We start from the raw sequence: 13,458 nt of genomic DNA, 5'->3' as shown, positions 1-13,458 counted from the left end.
GGGGGTAAGATGTCTGAACATCAACAATTTTTAGCTGAACGGGATCAGATTGATTTTCTTATTCAAAAGGGTTATCGAATTAATAGTATAAGTGAGCATTTAAATGGCTCTTCAGTAAATTTCATTCATCCTGTAGAGAATAAACAGGAAACACTATTAGTCGGTAATGCCAACGCCAGAAAGTATTTTGCCAGCTTGTTTATTCAACAGAATAATAGATAGAGATGATTATTGGGGGGAAGGTATGGAATTCTTACTGAGAACAAAAGATAATGCCTATCCTTGCGTGGTGACCATAGATGAAGATAACGGACGCTATACAATTCGTAAATCAGATTCAAGTGGTGAGGTTTTCAATTCACCCAAGGAATTAATTGCATGGATTTTGGGAAATTGGAGATCCGATGATTTTTTAAACAAGGAAGAATTTGAGGAAATGCTAGAAGAAATTCGTATATACTTCCCAATCATTCATTAAAAGAGAAGAAGAAAGGGTTTGGTTTTTTGCCAATCCCTTTCTTTCTTAAATTACATAAAAGAGGACAATACGATGAAAGAAAATTTGCAATTAAAAGTATCTTATATATTACGGCGAAAGCACTTTAAAGATGCAATGGTGGTAGCTGGAATTGAAGGTCTGCAGCGTATGGTGAAGTGGGTTCATGTTCTGGAAGTAACCAGTGTTCAGAATTTATTGAGTGGACAGGAATTGATTCTTTCAACAGGTGTGGCATGGAGAGAGGAGAATTTATTTGTCTCTATGATTCAGCAGCTTATTGACAATCAAGCGGCTGGCTTATGTCTTGAGCTTGGGACCTATATAACCGATATTCCAGCAATTGCGATTGAAATTGCCAATCAACATCAATTTCCAATCATCGTCTTCCCAAAAGTGGTTCCGTTCGTTGAAATTACACAGGATATTCATTCCATCATGATCAATCAGCAATATCAGATGATTTCCGACTTGGAGAACTATTCACAAAGCTTAAATAAACAGCTGTTAACCATTGAGTCTTACGAGGATATCCTCCAATTTATTTTCGCGACATTAGATGTTCAAATCATTTTTCGCTTGAAAAATCTGGAGTATGAATTTGTCCCTGAAATGAATCAAGAGGCGCAGCGAACACTCATTTCTCAAATGGATAAAGCCAAAAAAGAATCAAGCCATCATTTCGCCTTTTCTCCGATCAATCTATTCGGCCAGGAATATGCTGAACTGATTATTTATTCAAAGGAAATTCCAATTAGCGAATTTGATTTATTAATTTTGGATCGTACGGCAACAGCCCTCGCGCAGCATTTATTAAGGGAATTATATGTCGAAGAAAAAAAGCGTGTGGAAGAATTTGAGTGGCTTCAAGGCTGGCTCGATGGTGAGCAATCGCTCGATAGCATTAGTGAATACCTGGTGGAAAATGGGATCAAACCAAAAACAAATGATGCGGTTGTTCTCATCGCCAAGGTGTCGTCCTTAAAGGAAAAATTTAGCCAGGATGTCACCTATTTAAAATTGCTGTTCCGCTCTGTGTTAGAACAAAATGGCTTTGCTTTGTTCTCTGTTGAAAAAAGAAATGAACTGATTTTCATTTTATTAAACAACCGCCCAAAGAAAAATCTGAAAGAACGGATCAAAAAAGCGATTGATACGATCAATGATTCAGAATTTATCAAAAAGCATAATTCTACCAAAGTTTTTATCGGTGCAGGAAAATTCATTGAATTATTAAATGATATCCATAAAAGTTATACTACAGCAAAGGAAACCGTTCGGATTCAGCATAATTTAACAAAAAAGGAAATTTATTATTTTTATGAGGATTTGCATTTATATCGACTAATTTCGCAAATTAATAGACATATAGATTTGCAGGATCTTGTAAGGGAATATTTACATCCGGTTTTACAATATGACCAAAAATACAATGGAAAGCTGCTCGAGACATTAAAGGTTTATTTGGAGTGTAATGGTTCAAAGCAGGAAACCTCCAACCGGCTTTTTATTGTCAGACAGACGTTATATCACCGGCTCCAAAAACTTGAAAACCTATTGGGAGCTGACTTTATGGACCATGAAAAACGGGTAGCCATTGAGTTCATGATCCTGGCTAATGATTATTTGTCACCTTCCCAGGCAATTCAGGACTTAAAGGCACGTTAAAAAAAATTGGCGTTAAAGGTTTCAATATTGTTCAAATTGTCGAAAAATTAGCAACGCTAATTTTACACTTTGTCTAATGAAACCTATGAAAAGATAAGCGATAATTAACTTATAAGTTTTCCATTACTTAAAAATTATTCTAAAAAATTAGGAGGACAAAACATGAGTATTACAAAGAATGACACAACTGTATTAAAGAATTATATCAATGGTGAATGGGTAAGCTCCAATAGCGAGCAAACTCTTGATGTATTAAATCCAGCAACAAATGAAATTTTGGCTAAGGTCCCTGTTTCAACGAAGGAAGATGTTAATCAAGCTGTTGCAGCTGCCAAAGATGCTTTTAAATCTTGGAAAAATGTTCCTGTACCAAAAAGAGCAAGGATCCTATTTAAGTTTCATACTTTGTTATCCGACAACCATGAAGAGCTTGCCAAATTGATTGTTCAGGAAAATGGAAAGGCTTTCAAAGAGGCCTATGGCGAGGTTCAACGGGGAATCGAATGTGTCGAATTCGCTGCTGGTGCACCAACCTTAATGATGGGTGAAAATCTTTCTGGAATTGCTGAAAATATCGATTCAGAAATGTTCCGTTATCCATTGGGTGTTGTGGGCGGTATTACTCCGTTTAACTTCCCGATGATGGTTGCACTTTGGATGTTCCCAATGGCGGTTGCCTGTGGAAATACATTCGTATTAAAACCATCTGAGCGCACTCCGCTTTTAGCTAATCGATTAGCCGAGCTTTTCACTGAAGCTGGTGCTCCAAAAGGAGTATTGAGTGTCGTTCACGGTGCACATGATGTTGTTAATGGTTTACTTGACCATAAAGATATTGCTGCTATTTCATTTGTTGGTTCACAGCCAGTTGCTAAATATGTATACGAGCGTGCAGCTGCAGAAGGAAAGCGTGTCCAAGCCCTTTCTGGTGCCAAAAACCATCACATTGTTATGCCGGATGCCGATTTAGACAAGGCTGTTTCAAATATTATTAGTTCCACTTTCGGAAGTGCCGGACAGCGCTGTATGGCATGTAGTGCAGTGGTTGTTGTCGGTGACAATGCACCATTCCTTGCGGCTTTAAGTAAAGCAGCTGATGAATTAATTATCGGAAACGGTATGGAAGATGAGGTGCTTTTGACTCCTGTAATCCGTAAGGAACAGCGCGAGAGAGCCCTTGGTTATATCGAAAAAGGAATCGCAGAAGGTGCCGAGCTAATCAGAGATGGCCGCAGAGAAATCAATGACCTTCCTGAAGGAAATTTCATGGGACCAACTATTTTTGATCATGTAACACCAGATATGACGATTGCTAAGGAAGAAATTTTTGCTCCTGTACTAAGTCTTCTACGTGCGAAGGACTTAGATGAAGGGTTGGAATATATCCGTAAATCCAGATTTGGTAACGGCGCTACCATTTATACAAACGATGCAAAAGCAGTTCGTCAATTCCGTGAAGAAGCTGATGCCGGAATGCTTGGCATTAACGTAGGCGTACCTGCAACAATGGCCTTCTTCCCATTCTCAGGTTGGAAGGATTCATTCTACGGTGACCTCCATGTAAACGGTAAAGACGGCTTAAACTTCTATACTCGTAAAAAAATGATTACTTCTAGATTCTAAATAAAATAGGGAAGCGCCCGTTAACCGATAGATACGAGCGGCTGGGCGCTTCTTTTAAAAGCTTATTTTGGGAAAAGCTAAAAATTGATCTAATAAAAAAAAGGAGTGAACATAATGGTAAAAACAAGTGATTCTCAGGAAACATTACTCGAGCAGGATGATCGGTATCTTTGGCATGCAATGAAGCCTTATAATCCTAAGGCAACCCTTGTCGCTAAAAAGGCTGAAGGTTCATGGGTAACAGATGTGGATGGAAACCGTTATTTAGATGCGATGGCAGGCCTATGGTGTGTCAATGTTGGTTACGGAAGACAAGAGCTTGCTGAAGCTGCTTATGAGCAATTAAAAGAATTAGCTTATTTCCCGCTTTCTCAAAGTCATGTACCTGCTATTAAACTAGCTGAAAAATTGAATGAAATGCTTGGAGATGAATACGTCATCTTCTTCTCGAATAGCGGTTCTGATGCAAACGAAACGGCATTTAAAATCGCCCGACAATACCACCAGCAAAATGGTGAACCAAATCGTTTCAAAATCGTTTCCCGCTACCGTGGATACCATGGTAACTCTGGTATGGCATTGGCAGCTACTGGTCAAGCGCAAAGGAAATTTAAATATGAGCCGCTTGCACCAGGATTCGTTCATATTGCCCCACCAGATTCCTACCGTGACGATACAAATGTGTCTGACCCGCATGAGTTATCGTCCGTTAAGGCGATTGACAATGTAATGACTTGGGAGCTTGGCGAAACCATTGCGGCGATGATAATGGAGCCAATCATTACAGGCGGTGGAGTTCTTGTACCACATGAAGGCTATATGAAAGCAGCAAAAGAGATTTGTGAAAAACACGGTGCTCTTCTTATTGTCGATGAGGTTATTTGTGGATTTGGCCGCACAGGTAAGCCATTTGGCTTCATGAATTATGGTGTAAAACCAGACATCATTACCATGGCTAAAGGTATTACCAGCGCTTATCTGCCTTTATCAGCTACAGCTGTTCGTAAAGAAATTTACGAAGCCTTCAAGGGAACGGAAGAATATGATTATTTCCGTCATGTAAATACATTCGGCGGAAGCCCTGCTGCCTGCGCATTGGCACTGAAAAATCTTGAAATCATGGAATCAGAGAAATTATTTGACCGTTCTCGTGATTTAGGTGCTCAATTATTAAATGATTTAAAGAACCTATTGCAAGAAAATCCGTATGTGGGTGATGTTCGCGGAAAAGGCCTTTTGATCGGTATCGAATTGGTGAAGAATAAGAATACAAAGGAACCGCTTGATGTAAGTTTAGTGAATCAAGTGATCGCGAATTGTAAGGAAAAAGGATTATTGATCGGCAAAAACGGCGCAACCGTGGCTGGTTTCAATAATGTCTTAACCCTATCACCACCGCTTAATATTGAAGTAGAAGATTTAGAGTTTGTTGTTAAAACTTTAACGGAAGCATTAAATAAATTAGTTTAAGTGCTTTATAATGAAACACTCGCCATCTTGGATGACGAGTGTTTTTTTTGCTATGAAAAAGAACATCACCAAAATTTTGTCAAACATAAAAGTATGAAGCGAACAAAATGCACATCTATTTTTCTATATCTGTATATAGTAATTTTGATGAAAAATCGAATATTTAGCCAACAATTAAATTATATTGCAAAAAAATGTCACAATTTTTTGAAAGAGATGATTGACAGAAGGGGAACGTAAGGTATAATGAAATTAGCAAATGTTCAGACTAATCTTTACATAATTTCATCACGAATCTACTTATCATATTTCTTTTTTTTAACTCTTCATGTAACCGTTTTCTTTTACTCATTTACAATAATCATATTTTAAAAAATTAGGTGAATAGCAATGGCGGATGAACGAATTTCGCGTTTAGTGGAAGTGGCTAAAATGTATTACCAATTAGACTACAGCCAACAAGAAATCGCTAAAAAGTTAGGCATTTCCCGTCCCACCGTCTCCAGGCTTCTCGTACAGGCAGTTGAAGAAGGAGTTGTTCATATTAAAATCATTAATCCTGAAGAGGATGTTGAACAACTTGCTATAAATGTAAAAGAGAGATTTCAACTAAAGCACTGCATCGTTGCGTCAATTCCTCAGTATGATGACGAATTAATCAAAGAAAAGCTTGGGGAAGTTGCTGCAGGATATCTATATGAGATTGTCAAAAGCGGAGATACCATTGGGATTACCTGGGGAACAACATTATATCAGCTAGTGAAAAAAATCCATCCCAAGAATGTTAAGGATGTTACAATTGTCCAGCTTAATGGCGGGTTAAGTTACTCAGAATCGAACACATATGCATCAGAAATCATAAACGGTCTGGCGGCTGCTTTTAATACTACCCCTCATTTCCTGCCAGTTCCGGCCGTTGTAGACCATACCGTAGTAAAGCAGGCAATTATTGCGGATAGACATGTTAAAAAATTATTAGAGATTGGCCAGAAAGCGAATATTGCTATTTTTACAGTTGGTGAGCCTGGTGAACAATCCACCCTAATGCATGCCGGATACTTTTTGGAAAGTGATATCGAAATCCTCCGGTTGAATCAAACCGTGGGAGATATTTGTTCCAGATTCATTGATATTGCTGGACAAATCAGTCATCCTACCCTGAATGATCGAACGATTGGAATTGAACTTCCGTTTTTAGCTGAGAAAGAATATGGCATTCTCATTGCTGGCGGCAGCAGTAAAATCGATGGGATCTTCGGAGCACTTCGTGGCCGCCATGCCAACGTTCTTATTACGGATCAATTTACAGCTAAGGCTTTGCTCGAAATGGGGGGTGATGAACATTAATGGATAAAGAACAAATTAGAGCCATTGTCGAGGAAGTGGTGAAAAATACTCTGCAAAAACCAAAGCAGGTACCGATCGCCGCCTCTAATCGTCACATACATTTATCAGCGGAGCATGTGGAGAGGCTTTTCGGAAAGGGATATCAATTAACTAAGTTCAAAGATTTATCACAGCCAAACCAATTTGCGGCAAAGGAAACCGTTACGTTAATCGGTCCAAAAGGAAAAATTCCAAATGTCCGAGTATTAGGTCCGGCAAGAGGTCTCATACAGGTGGAAGTATCCTTATTTGATGGCTTTACATTAGGTGTTAAGCCGCCAATTCGTCATTCAGGTGACATTAAAGGGACTGCCCCGATTACGATTCAGGGTCCGAGGGGGCAAATTCATATTCATGAAGGGTTAATTTGTGCCGGTCGCCATATTCATATGCATACGAGTGACGGCGAAGCATTTGGCGTTTCAAATGGAGATTATGTCCATGTCAAAACCGAGGGAGAACGAGGGGTCGTTTTTACCAATGTATTAATCCGCGTCTCACCTAAATATAAGCTTGAAATGCACATAGATATTGATGAAGCAAATGCCGCCAATATCAAAAACGGCCAGCTTGGAGAAATTGTCTGTGTTGAAAGTAAGGGTGGTGGCTGAAGCTTTGGATTTGGAAACGAAAGTAAAGCAGCTGGTGCAGGAGGTTGTTGAAGCCTACTTAAGAGAACAATTGCAATGTGAACCGAGAGAGAAGGCAACCTTCCTATTAGCCTATCCATCAGCCAATCCTTCTGAGGTGATGGAGACAATCGCTCCATTGCTGGATTCATATGATGTAACCCTAATTGTAACAAAAGAGTGGCTGTCAAGTTTCCCTGCATTAGCGGGTGAGCACTATTTGCTCCTTGAAGAAACGACGACAGAAGATATAAGGAATTTGGTCGAGCGTTCATCGATTTTTGTCGTACCTGTTGCTTCTTACAGTCTTTTATCAAAACTTGCGTTAACCATTGATGATGAATTTCCGGTATGGGTAGCGATTCAGTATCAATTGCAGGGGAAACCGATTGTGATAGCCAGCAATCATGTTGAACCAAATGTATACCAGCAAATCCTTACGCCGCATACGGTCCAGAACCGATTGCAGTCATACATAAGACAAATCCGCTCTGATCGCGTGAAATGGGAACCGCTCAGGAAGCTTACAGCCGCAGTTGAAGAACAGCTGAAGGCATATCGGGAAAAACAAGCCCTCATTTTAGGAAAACATATTGAAACCGCTCATCAGGATGGTCTAAAACAATTGGTTATCCCTAAAGAGAGCAGGATTACCCCGGTAGCGAAGGATTTAGCCAAGGAATTAAAAGTAGAATTGATTAAACAGGATTCCTTGAAAGGAGGGGTGCTATGATCATCGGGAAAGTGGTGGGTTCGATTGTTTCTACCACAAAAGCAGAAAAACTAGTCGGCAAAAAGCTCTTAATTGTGACTCCACTAGATATGAAAACGATCAAGGAGGACGGCAAACCCCTTGTCGCTATTGATACAGTTGGTTCAGGGGAAGGCGAAGTCGTATTGGTTGTCAGCGGAAGCTCCGCAAGACAAACGGAAATTACTAATGGTGTTCCCGTTGACGCGGCAATCATTGGCATCGTCGATCAAATCGAAATACAAGGTTCCTTGACTTTTAGAAAAGGAGGTAACTAGTTTTGCAGATTAATGAAACGGATATTAAAAAAATGGTGGAGCAAGTTCTTCAGCAATTAGGTCAAAGCACGACGCATGCAAGCGCTGCACCAGAACCAGATTCCATTGCTTTAGGTGATGGCGTATTCGCGACAGTTGACGAAGCTGCCGCGGCTGCCAGGGAAGCATGGGGGAAACTGCGCAAGCTGCCACTGGCAACTCGAAGATTAATGATTGAAAAGATGAGAGAAATAAGCCGCGCTCATGTTGAGGAATTGGCTCAGCTTGCCGTGGAAGAAACAGCATTAGGCAGGGTGGAAGACAAAGTTGCGAAAATACTATTGGCGATTAATAAAACACCTGGTGTGGAAGATTTAGTTACTACTTCATTTTCCGGCGACAATGGCTTAACAGTCGTTGAATTTGCTCCGATTGGTGTTTTTGGGTCCATCACACCATCGACTAACCCGGCGGCGACGGTCATTAATAACTCTATTTCACTGATTGCTGCAGGAAATACAGTGGTCTATAACCCGCATCCAAGTGCCAAGAGGGTTTCCATTAAAACGCTTAAATTATTAAATCAGGCAATTGTTTCAGCAGGAGGGCCGGAGAACGCACTGACATCCGTTGCTGCTCCGAATCTTGAAACATCGGCTCAAGTGATGAATCACCCTAATGTTAACGCACTTGTGGTTACTGGCGGTGGTCCTGTTGTGAAAGCGGCAATGGCAGTTGGGAAAAAGGTCATCGCAGCCGGTCCGGGTAATCCTCCGGTAGTCGTTGACGAAACGGCTATTATTTCGAAGGCAGCAGCAGACATTGTGAAAGGGGCTAGCTTTGATAACAATGTTCTATGTACGGCCGAGAAGGAAGTCTTTGTTGTAGATAAAGCAGCCAATTCCCTTAAAGCTGAAATGGTCAAGAATGGCGCATTCGAGGTAAAAGGTTTTCAGCTTGAAAAGGTGATGGAAAAAGTATTAACGAAGAAAAATGATAAGTTTTATCCGAACAGAGATTTCATTGGCAAGGATGCCCATGTCATCTTACAGGCAGCTGATATTCAAGCGGATTCAAAAACGAGACTAATTATTGCAGAAACTTCTAAGGATCACCCGCTCGTTATGACCGAAATGCTGATGCCGATCCTGCCAATCGTCAGAGTACCGGATGTTGATACAGCGATTGAATTAGCCGTTATTGCTGAAAAAGGAAATCGTCACACGGCTATTATGCATTCTCAAAATATTACAAACTTAACAAAAATGGCACAGGAAATTCAAGCAACCATTTTTGTGAAAAATGGACCTTCTGTTGCTGGCTTAGGATTTGAAAGTGAAGGCTTCACAACCTTAACCATAGCTGGCCCAACCGGTGAAGGATTAACCTCCGCTAAAACGTTTACCCGTCAACGACGCTGCGTATTAGTGGATGGTTTAAGAATAATATAGTGTGGTGATTATTTTTGGCAGAGTTAGAAGAAGTGAACCAAGAAACCTCGCAAAATGAAACAGTTAAAAAGAAAGAAACATCCAAAAAAACGAAACCAGAGTCCCTAAAAGGAGGAAATAAAATGAGTCAAGAAGCATTAGGAATGATCGAAACAAAAGGTTTAGTTGGTGCAATTGAAGCAGCTGACGCAATGGTGAAAGCTGCTAACGTTACTCTAGTTGGCAGAGAATTAGTAGGCGCAGGTCTTGTAACAGTTATGGTACGCGGTGATGTTGGTGCGGTGAAAGCAGCCACGGAAGCGGGAGCAGAAGCAGCTCAGCGCGTTGGCTCCCTTCTTTCTGTACACGTGATCCCACGTCCTAACAATGAAGTGGATGGAATTTTACCAAAAGCCGAATAAGGTGAATGAGGATGACACAATCTTTTGAGAATTATATAAAAACTCTCGTTAGAGAAACGATTGTACAATCAATGGGTAATCAGGCAAGCATGACAGGTCGTCAAACCTATGTCATTGCCAATTGGAAAATGAATCATTCGTTTGCTGACACGGCTGAATTTTTTCAAAAAATCAACAGTAGTCATGATGTAAATGTGGTTGTTTGTCCTCCTGCACCATTGCTTTATCCAGCGCAGCTATGCCTTAAACAACTGGAAAAACCCATTCAGTTGGGCGGACAAAATGTCCATTGGGTTGAAAAAGGGGCATATACAGGAGAAACATCCATATCGATGCTAAAGGATGTCGGGTGTGAGTATGTGATTGTCGGCCATTCGGAACGAAGACAGTATTTCCTTGAGGAAGACCATTCCGTTAATTTGAAGGTAAAACAGGCAATCAAGAATGGACTGACGCCAATCATTTGTATTGGAGAGACGTTAGAGCAAAAGGAACTGCAGCAAACAGAGCAAGTATTGGCAGAACAGCTGTCCGGTGCATTGAAAGAGATTCATTCAAAGCAATTTATCATCGCTTATGAGCCGGTTTGGGCCATTGGAACAGGCAAGTCGGCGACGGCAGAACAAGCGGGTCAAACACACTCCTATATCAGATCGCTCTTAACCGAACTATTCGGACCAATGGGACAGGACATTTCCATCCTTTATGGCGGTTCCGTAAATGGAAAAAATGCATCTGAATACTGCAGGCTTCCTGATATTGATGGTGTGTTGGTTGGTGGGGCAAGTTTAGAGGCTCACACTTTTGACGAAATAATCGAAGTATTTGCCAAAGGAGAACAAGTAAAATGAAGAAAGTTGCAATTGGCTGTGACCATGGTGGATACGAATTAAAAGAATCACTTAAAAAATATTTAACCGAATTAGGCTATGAGTATCTGGACTTCGGCTGTCATGCAAAGGAATCTGTTGATTATCCGGATATTGCTTTCCTTGTAGGGGAAACAGTAGCTACACATGATGATTATGTAGGAATCATGATTGATGGTGTCGGTGTCGGCAGCGGCATGGTTTTAAATAAAATTCCAGGTGTACGTGGGGCCGTTTGTTGGGATTTATCCTCTTGCATCAACAGCCGCGAGCACAATAATGCCAACGTCCTTTCCATTGGCGGACAATTTATCGGTGAAGGTCTTGCGAAGCAGTTAGTGAAAACATGGTTAGAAACCGACTTTGCCGGTGGCCGTCATGACCGCCGAGTGACAAAGATTATGGAAATTGAGAGTCGTTTTATAAGACGCTAGAAAGCAGGTTTAGAGATGTTTGTAGCCAAAGTGATAGGAAACATGATCTGCACACACAAAGATGACAATTTAAAAGGCTTAAAGCTGCTGATTGTTCAACCTGTTGATGATCAATTGAATGATAAAGGTAAACCACTTGTGGCTATAGATACGATTGGACAATCCGGAGAGGGAGACCTTGTATACTTAGCAAAAAGTAAAGAGTCTTCCATCCCCTTGAACAAAGATTTGGTCCCTTCTGACGCAGGGATTATGGGAATTATCGAATATTATAACGTACATCGAATGGAGGAAAAGTAAATGAATAACGCATTAGGAATGATTGAAACAAAAGGTTTAGTAGGAGCAATTGAAGCGGCAGACGCGATGACAAAGGCAGCAAATGTAACGCTATTAGGAAAAGTAAACGTTGGCGGAGGTTTGGTCACTGTGATGGTTCGCGGTGATGTTGGGGCTGTTAAAGCTGCTACAGAAGCAGGTGCTGCTGCTGCACAGCGCGTTGGTGAATTCATATCCGTGCATGTTATCCCAAGACCACATTCCGATATTGAAAAAATCCTTCCAGCTGCAAAATAATGAAGATAGCGAAAGTCGTTGGAAACGTCGTATCAACGATTAAGACGAACAGCCATCAAAAGAAAAAGCTTATGGTCGTCATTCCTGTAGATGAAAAGGGCAAAGAATGCGGTGATGCCATGATTGCCATTGATCATTATCATGCAGGAGTGGGCGATTATGTGCTGATTATTGAAGAGGGCGGCTCGGCGAGGGAAATATTAGGCGACCCAAAAGGGGCCTTTGATGCCGTCATCGCCGGAATCGTTGACCGATTACAATAATGTGGGGTGAGCACGATGCAAATTGAAGCATTAGTTGAACAAATTACCAATCAAATTTTACAGCAATTGACCAATAAAGAAGAGCTTAAGAATGCGAAACCGCTCCAAAACGGAAATGTTTCCTATAAAGAAGGTTCTTCCTCCAATATCATTACAGGTCCTTCCGTTGCCAGAATGATTGACCATACATTATTAAAACCGGAATCATCAAAGGATCAAATCATTAAGCTTTGTGAAGAAGCAAAGGAACATCATTTTGCAACTGTTTGTGTGAATCCATATTGGGTTCAGACAGCCGCAAAAGAGCTTAAAGGTTCAGGTGTCGGCGTTACAACGGTTGTTGGTTTCCCGTTAGGTGCGACAAGCACGTTTGTCAAAATAGCCGAAACAAGAGATGCTATTGCAAATGGCGCCACGGAAATCGATATGGTGATCAATATTGGGGCCCTTAAATCTGGTGATTTTGAAACGGTGAAAAAGGACATTGAAGGTGTCGTTTTAGCGGCAAAAGGTCATGCGCCTGTCAAAGTCATTATTGAAACAGGTCTTCTAGAGCTGGAAGAAAAGAAAAAAGCTTGTATTCTAGCAAAAATGGCTGGTGCTGATTTTGTCAAAACATCTACAGGTTTTGGACCAGGCTGTGCAACAGCTGAAGATATTAAATTAATGCGTGAAACAGTCGGCCCAGAAATGGGTGTGAAAGCATCTGCCTGTGTAAGAGATTTAGATACGGCAAGAAAATTAATTCAAGCCGGTGCGACTAGAATCGGAGCAAGCTCCAGCATTGCGATCATTACTGGCGGAAAAGGGACAGGGTATTAAGAATATCCTTTAGTTTCTCCTATAGTGTTCTATAGGAGAAACTAAAAAAGTATTGGCCTCTTAGTTTAAAAGTATTGTAAATTTTTAAAATATTGAATATAATTATTCTATTATTATGTAATCGCTTACATAATTAAGGGGTGAAGTTGATGACAAATATTGGACACCAACTAAAGAAGATTAGATTAAACCGAGAAATGGAAATTGAAAAACTTGCTTCACTTTCAGGCATTGAAGCCGAAACAATCAATGCAATTGAAGATGGGGAAATGAACATTCAAGTTTCAGACTTGTATAAGATTTCAGATGTGCTCCGATGCTCCTTCTCCATTGGTGATATGTCAATTTAATGTAAATGGTAA

General features: G+C 40.6%; 18 protein-coding genes. All 18 read left to right on the top strand.

What is annotated here, in order from left to right:
• Window positions 1–9 precede the first annotated feature (9 nt).
• Entirely contained in the window at window positions 10–222 is a 213-nt protein-coding gene (locus tag ACZ5XR_RS16380) for a hypothetical protein (RefSeq protein ID WP_464497368.1), read from the top strand.
• Window positions 223–244: 22 nt separating this feature from the next.
• Window positions 245–478 carry a hypothetical protein gene (locus tag ACZ5XR_RS16375; protein WP_464497367.1) on the top strand — a complete coding sequence of 78 codons (234 nt, stop codon included), beginning with the start codon at window positions 245–247 and terminating at the stop codon, window positions 476–478.
• Window positions 479–550: 72 nt separating this feature from the next.
• Window positions 551–2,164: a PucR family transcriptional regulator gene (locus ACZ5XR_RS16370; protein ID WP_464497365.1), complete on the top strand. Its 1,614-nt coding sequence runs from the start codon at window positions 551–553 to the stop codon at window positions 2,162–2,164.
• Window positions 2,165–2,326: 162 nt separating this feature from the next.
• A complete protein-coding gene (locus ACZ5XR_RS16365) occupies window positions 2,327–3,787 on the top strand; it encodes a CoA-acylating methylmalonate-semialdehyde dehydrogenase (RefSeq protein WP_464497363.1) in 1,461 nt (486 codons plus the stop codon).
• A gap of 114 nt (window positions 3,788–3,901) precedes the next feature.
• Window positions 3,902–5,257: an aminotransferase gene (locus ACZ5XR_RS16360; RefSeq protein ID WP_464497362.1), complete on the top strand. Its 1,356-nt coding sequence runs from the start codon at window positions 3,902–3,904 to the stop codon at window positions 5,255–5,257.
• Between the two features lie 390 nt (window positions 5,258–5,647).
• A complete protein-coding gene (locus tag ACZ5XR_RS16355) occupies window positions 5,648–6,604 on the top strand; it encodes a sugar-binding transcriptional regulator (RefSeq protein ID WP_464497361.1) in 957 nt (318 codons plus the stop codon).
• The gene (gene pduL / locus ACZ5XR_RS16350; RefSeq protein ID WP_464497360.1) at window positions 6,604–7,254 is read left to right on the top strand and encodes a phosphate propanoyltransferase; all 651 of its coding nucleotides are present in this window, start codon (window positions 6,604–6,606) and stop codon (window positions 7,252–7,254) included. Before ACZ5XR_RS16355 ends, pduL begins: the two co-directional genes overlap by 1 nt.
• Window positions 7,229–8,005 (top strand): hypothetical protein, encoded by a 777-nt coding sequence (locus ACZ5XR_RS16345; protein WP_464497358.1) that lies wholly within the window; start codon window positions 7,229–7,231, stop codon window positions 8,003–8,005. The genes pduL and ACZ5XR_RS16345 overlap by 26 nt, the downstream gene beginning before the upstream one ends.
• On the top strand, window positions 8,002–8,301 hold the full coding sequence (locus ACZ5XR_RS16340) for a EutN/CcmL family microcompartment protein (protein WP_464497357.1): 300 nt from the start codon (window positions 8,002–8,004) through the stop codon (window positions 8,299–8,301). The genes ACZ5XR_RS16345 and ACZ5XR_RS16340 overlap by 4 nt, the downstream gene beginning before the upstream one ends.
• Before the next feature lie 2 nt (window positions 8,302–8,303).
• Complete coding sequence (locus ACZ5XR_RS16335; protein WP_464497356.1) at window positions 8,304–9,731, top strand: aldehyde dehydrogenase family protein; 1,428 nt, start codon at window positions 8,304–8,306, stop codon at window positions 9,729–9,731.
• A 122-nt stretch (window positions 9,732–9,853) separates the two neighbouring features.
• Complete coding sequence (locus ACZ5XR_RS16330; RefSeq protein ID WP_464502345.1) at window positions 9,854–10,132, top strand: BMC domain-containing protein; 279 nt, start codon at window positions 9,854–9,856, stop codon at window positions 10,130–10,132.
• Between the two features lie 11 nt (window positions 10,133–10,143).
• Entirely contained in the window at window positions 10,144–10,983 is an 840-nt protein-coding gene (gene tpiA, locus ACZ5XR_RS16325) for a triose-phosphate isomerase (RefSeq protein ID WP_464497355.1), read from the top strand.
• Entirely contained in the window at window positions 10,980–11,435 is a 456-nt protein-coding gene (gene rpiB / locus ACZ5XR_RS16320; RefSeq protein ID WP_464497354.1) for a ribose 5-phosphate isomerase B, read from the top strand. The genes tpiA and rpiB overlap by 4 nt, the downstream gene beginning before the upstream one ends.
• A 15-nt stretch (window positions 11,436–11,450) precedes the next feature.
• A complete protein-coding gene (locus ACZ5XR_RS16315) occupies window positions 11,451–11,735 on the top strand; it encodes a EutN/CcmL family microcompartment protein (RefSeq protein ID WP_464497353.1) in 285 nt (94 codons plus the stop codon).
• The gene (locus ACZ5XR_RS16310) at window positions 11,736–12,011 is read left to right on the top strand and encodes a BMC domain-containing protein (protein WP_464497351.1); all 276 of its coding nucleotides are present in this window, start codon (window positions 11,736–11,738) and stop codon (window positions 12,009–12,011) included.
• The gene (locus tag ACZ5XR_RS16305; protein ID WP_464497350.1) at window positions 12,011–12,274 is read left to right on the top strand and encodes a EutN/CcmL family microcompartment protein; all 264 of its coding nucleotides are present in this window, start codon (window positions 12,011–12,013) and stop codon (window positions 12,272–12,274) included. The genes ACZ5XR_RS16310 and ACZ5XR_RS16305 overlap by 1 nt, the downstream gene beginning before the upstream one ends.
• Window positions 12,275–12,448: 174 nt before the next feature.
• On the top strand, window positions 12,449–13,096 hold the full coding sequence (gene deoC / locus ACZ5XR_RS16300) for a deoxyribose-phosphate aldolase (RefSeq protein ID WP_464502344.1): 648 nt from the start codon (window positions 12,449–12,451) through the stop codon (window positions 13,094–13,096).
• A 149-nt stretch (window positions 13,097–13,245) separates the two neighbouring features.
• A complete protein-coding gene (locus tag ACZ5XR_RS16295; protein WP_464497349.1) occupies window positions 13,246–13,446 on the top strand; it encodes a helix-turn-helix domain-containing protein in 201 nt (66 codons plus the stop codon).
• Window positions 13,447–13,458: the final 12 nt, after the last annotated feature.

The organism is Neobacillus sp. Fa239, assembly GCF_055395235.1.
The sequence above is the reverse complement of the archived record's forward strand: the minus strand, read 5'-3'. Positions and strand labels throughout refer to the sequence as shown.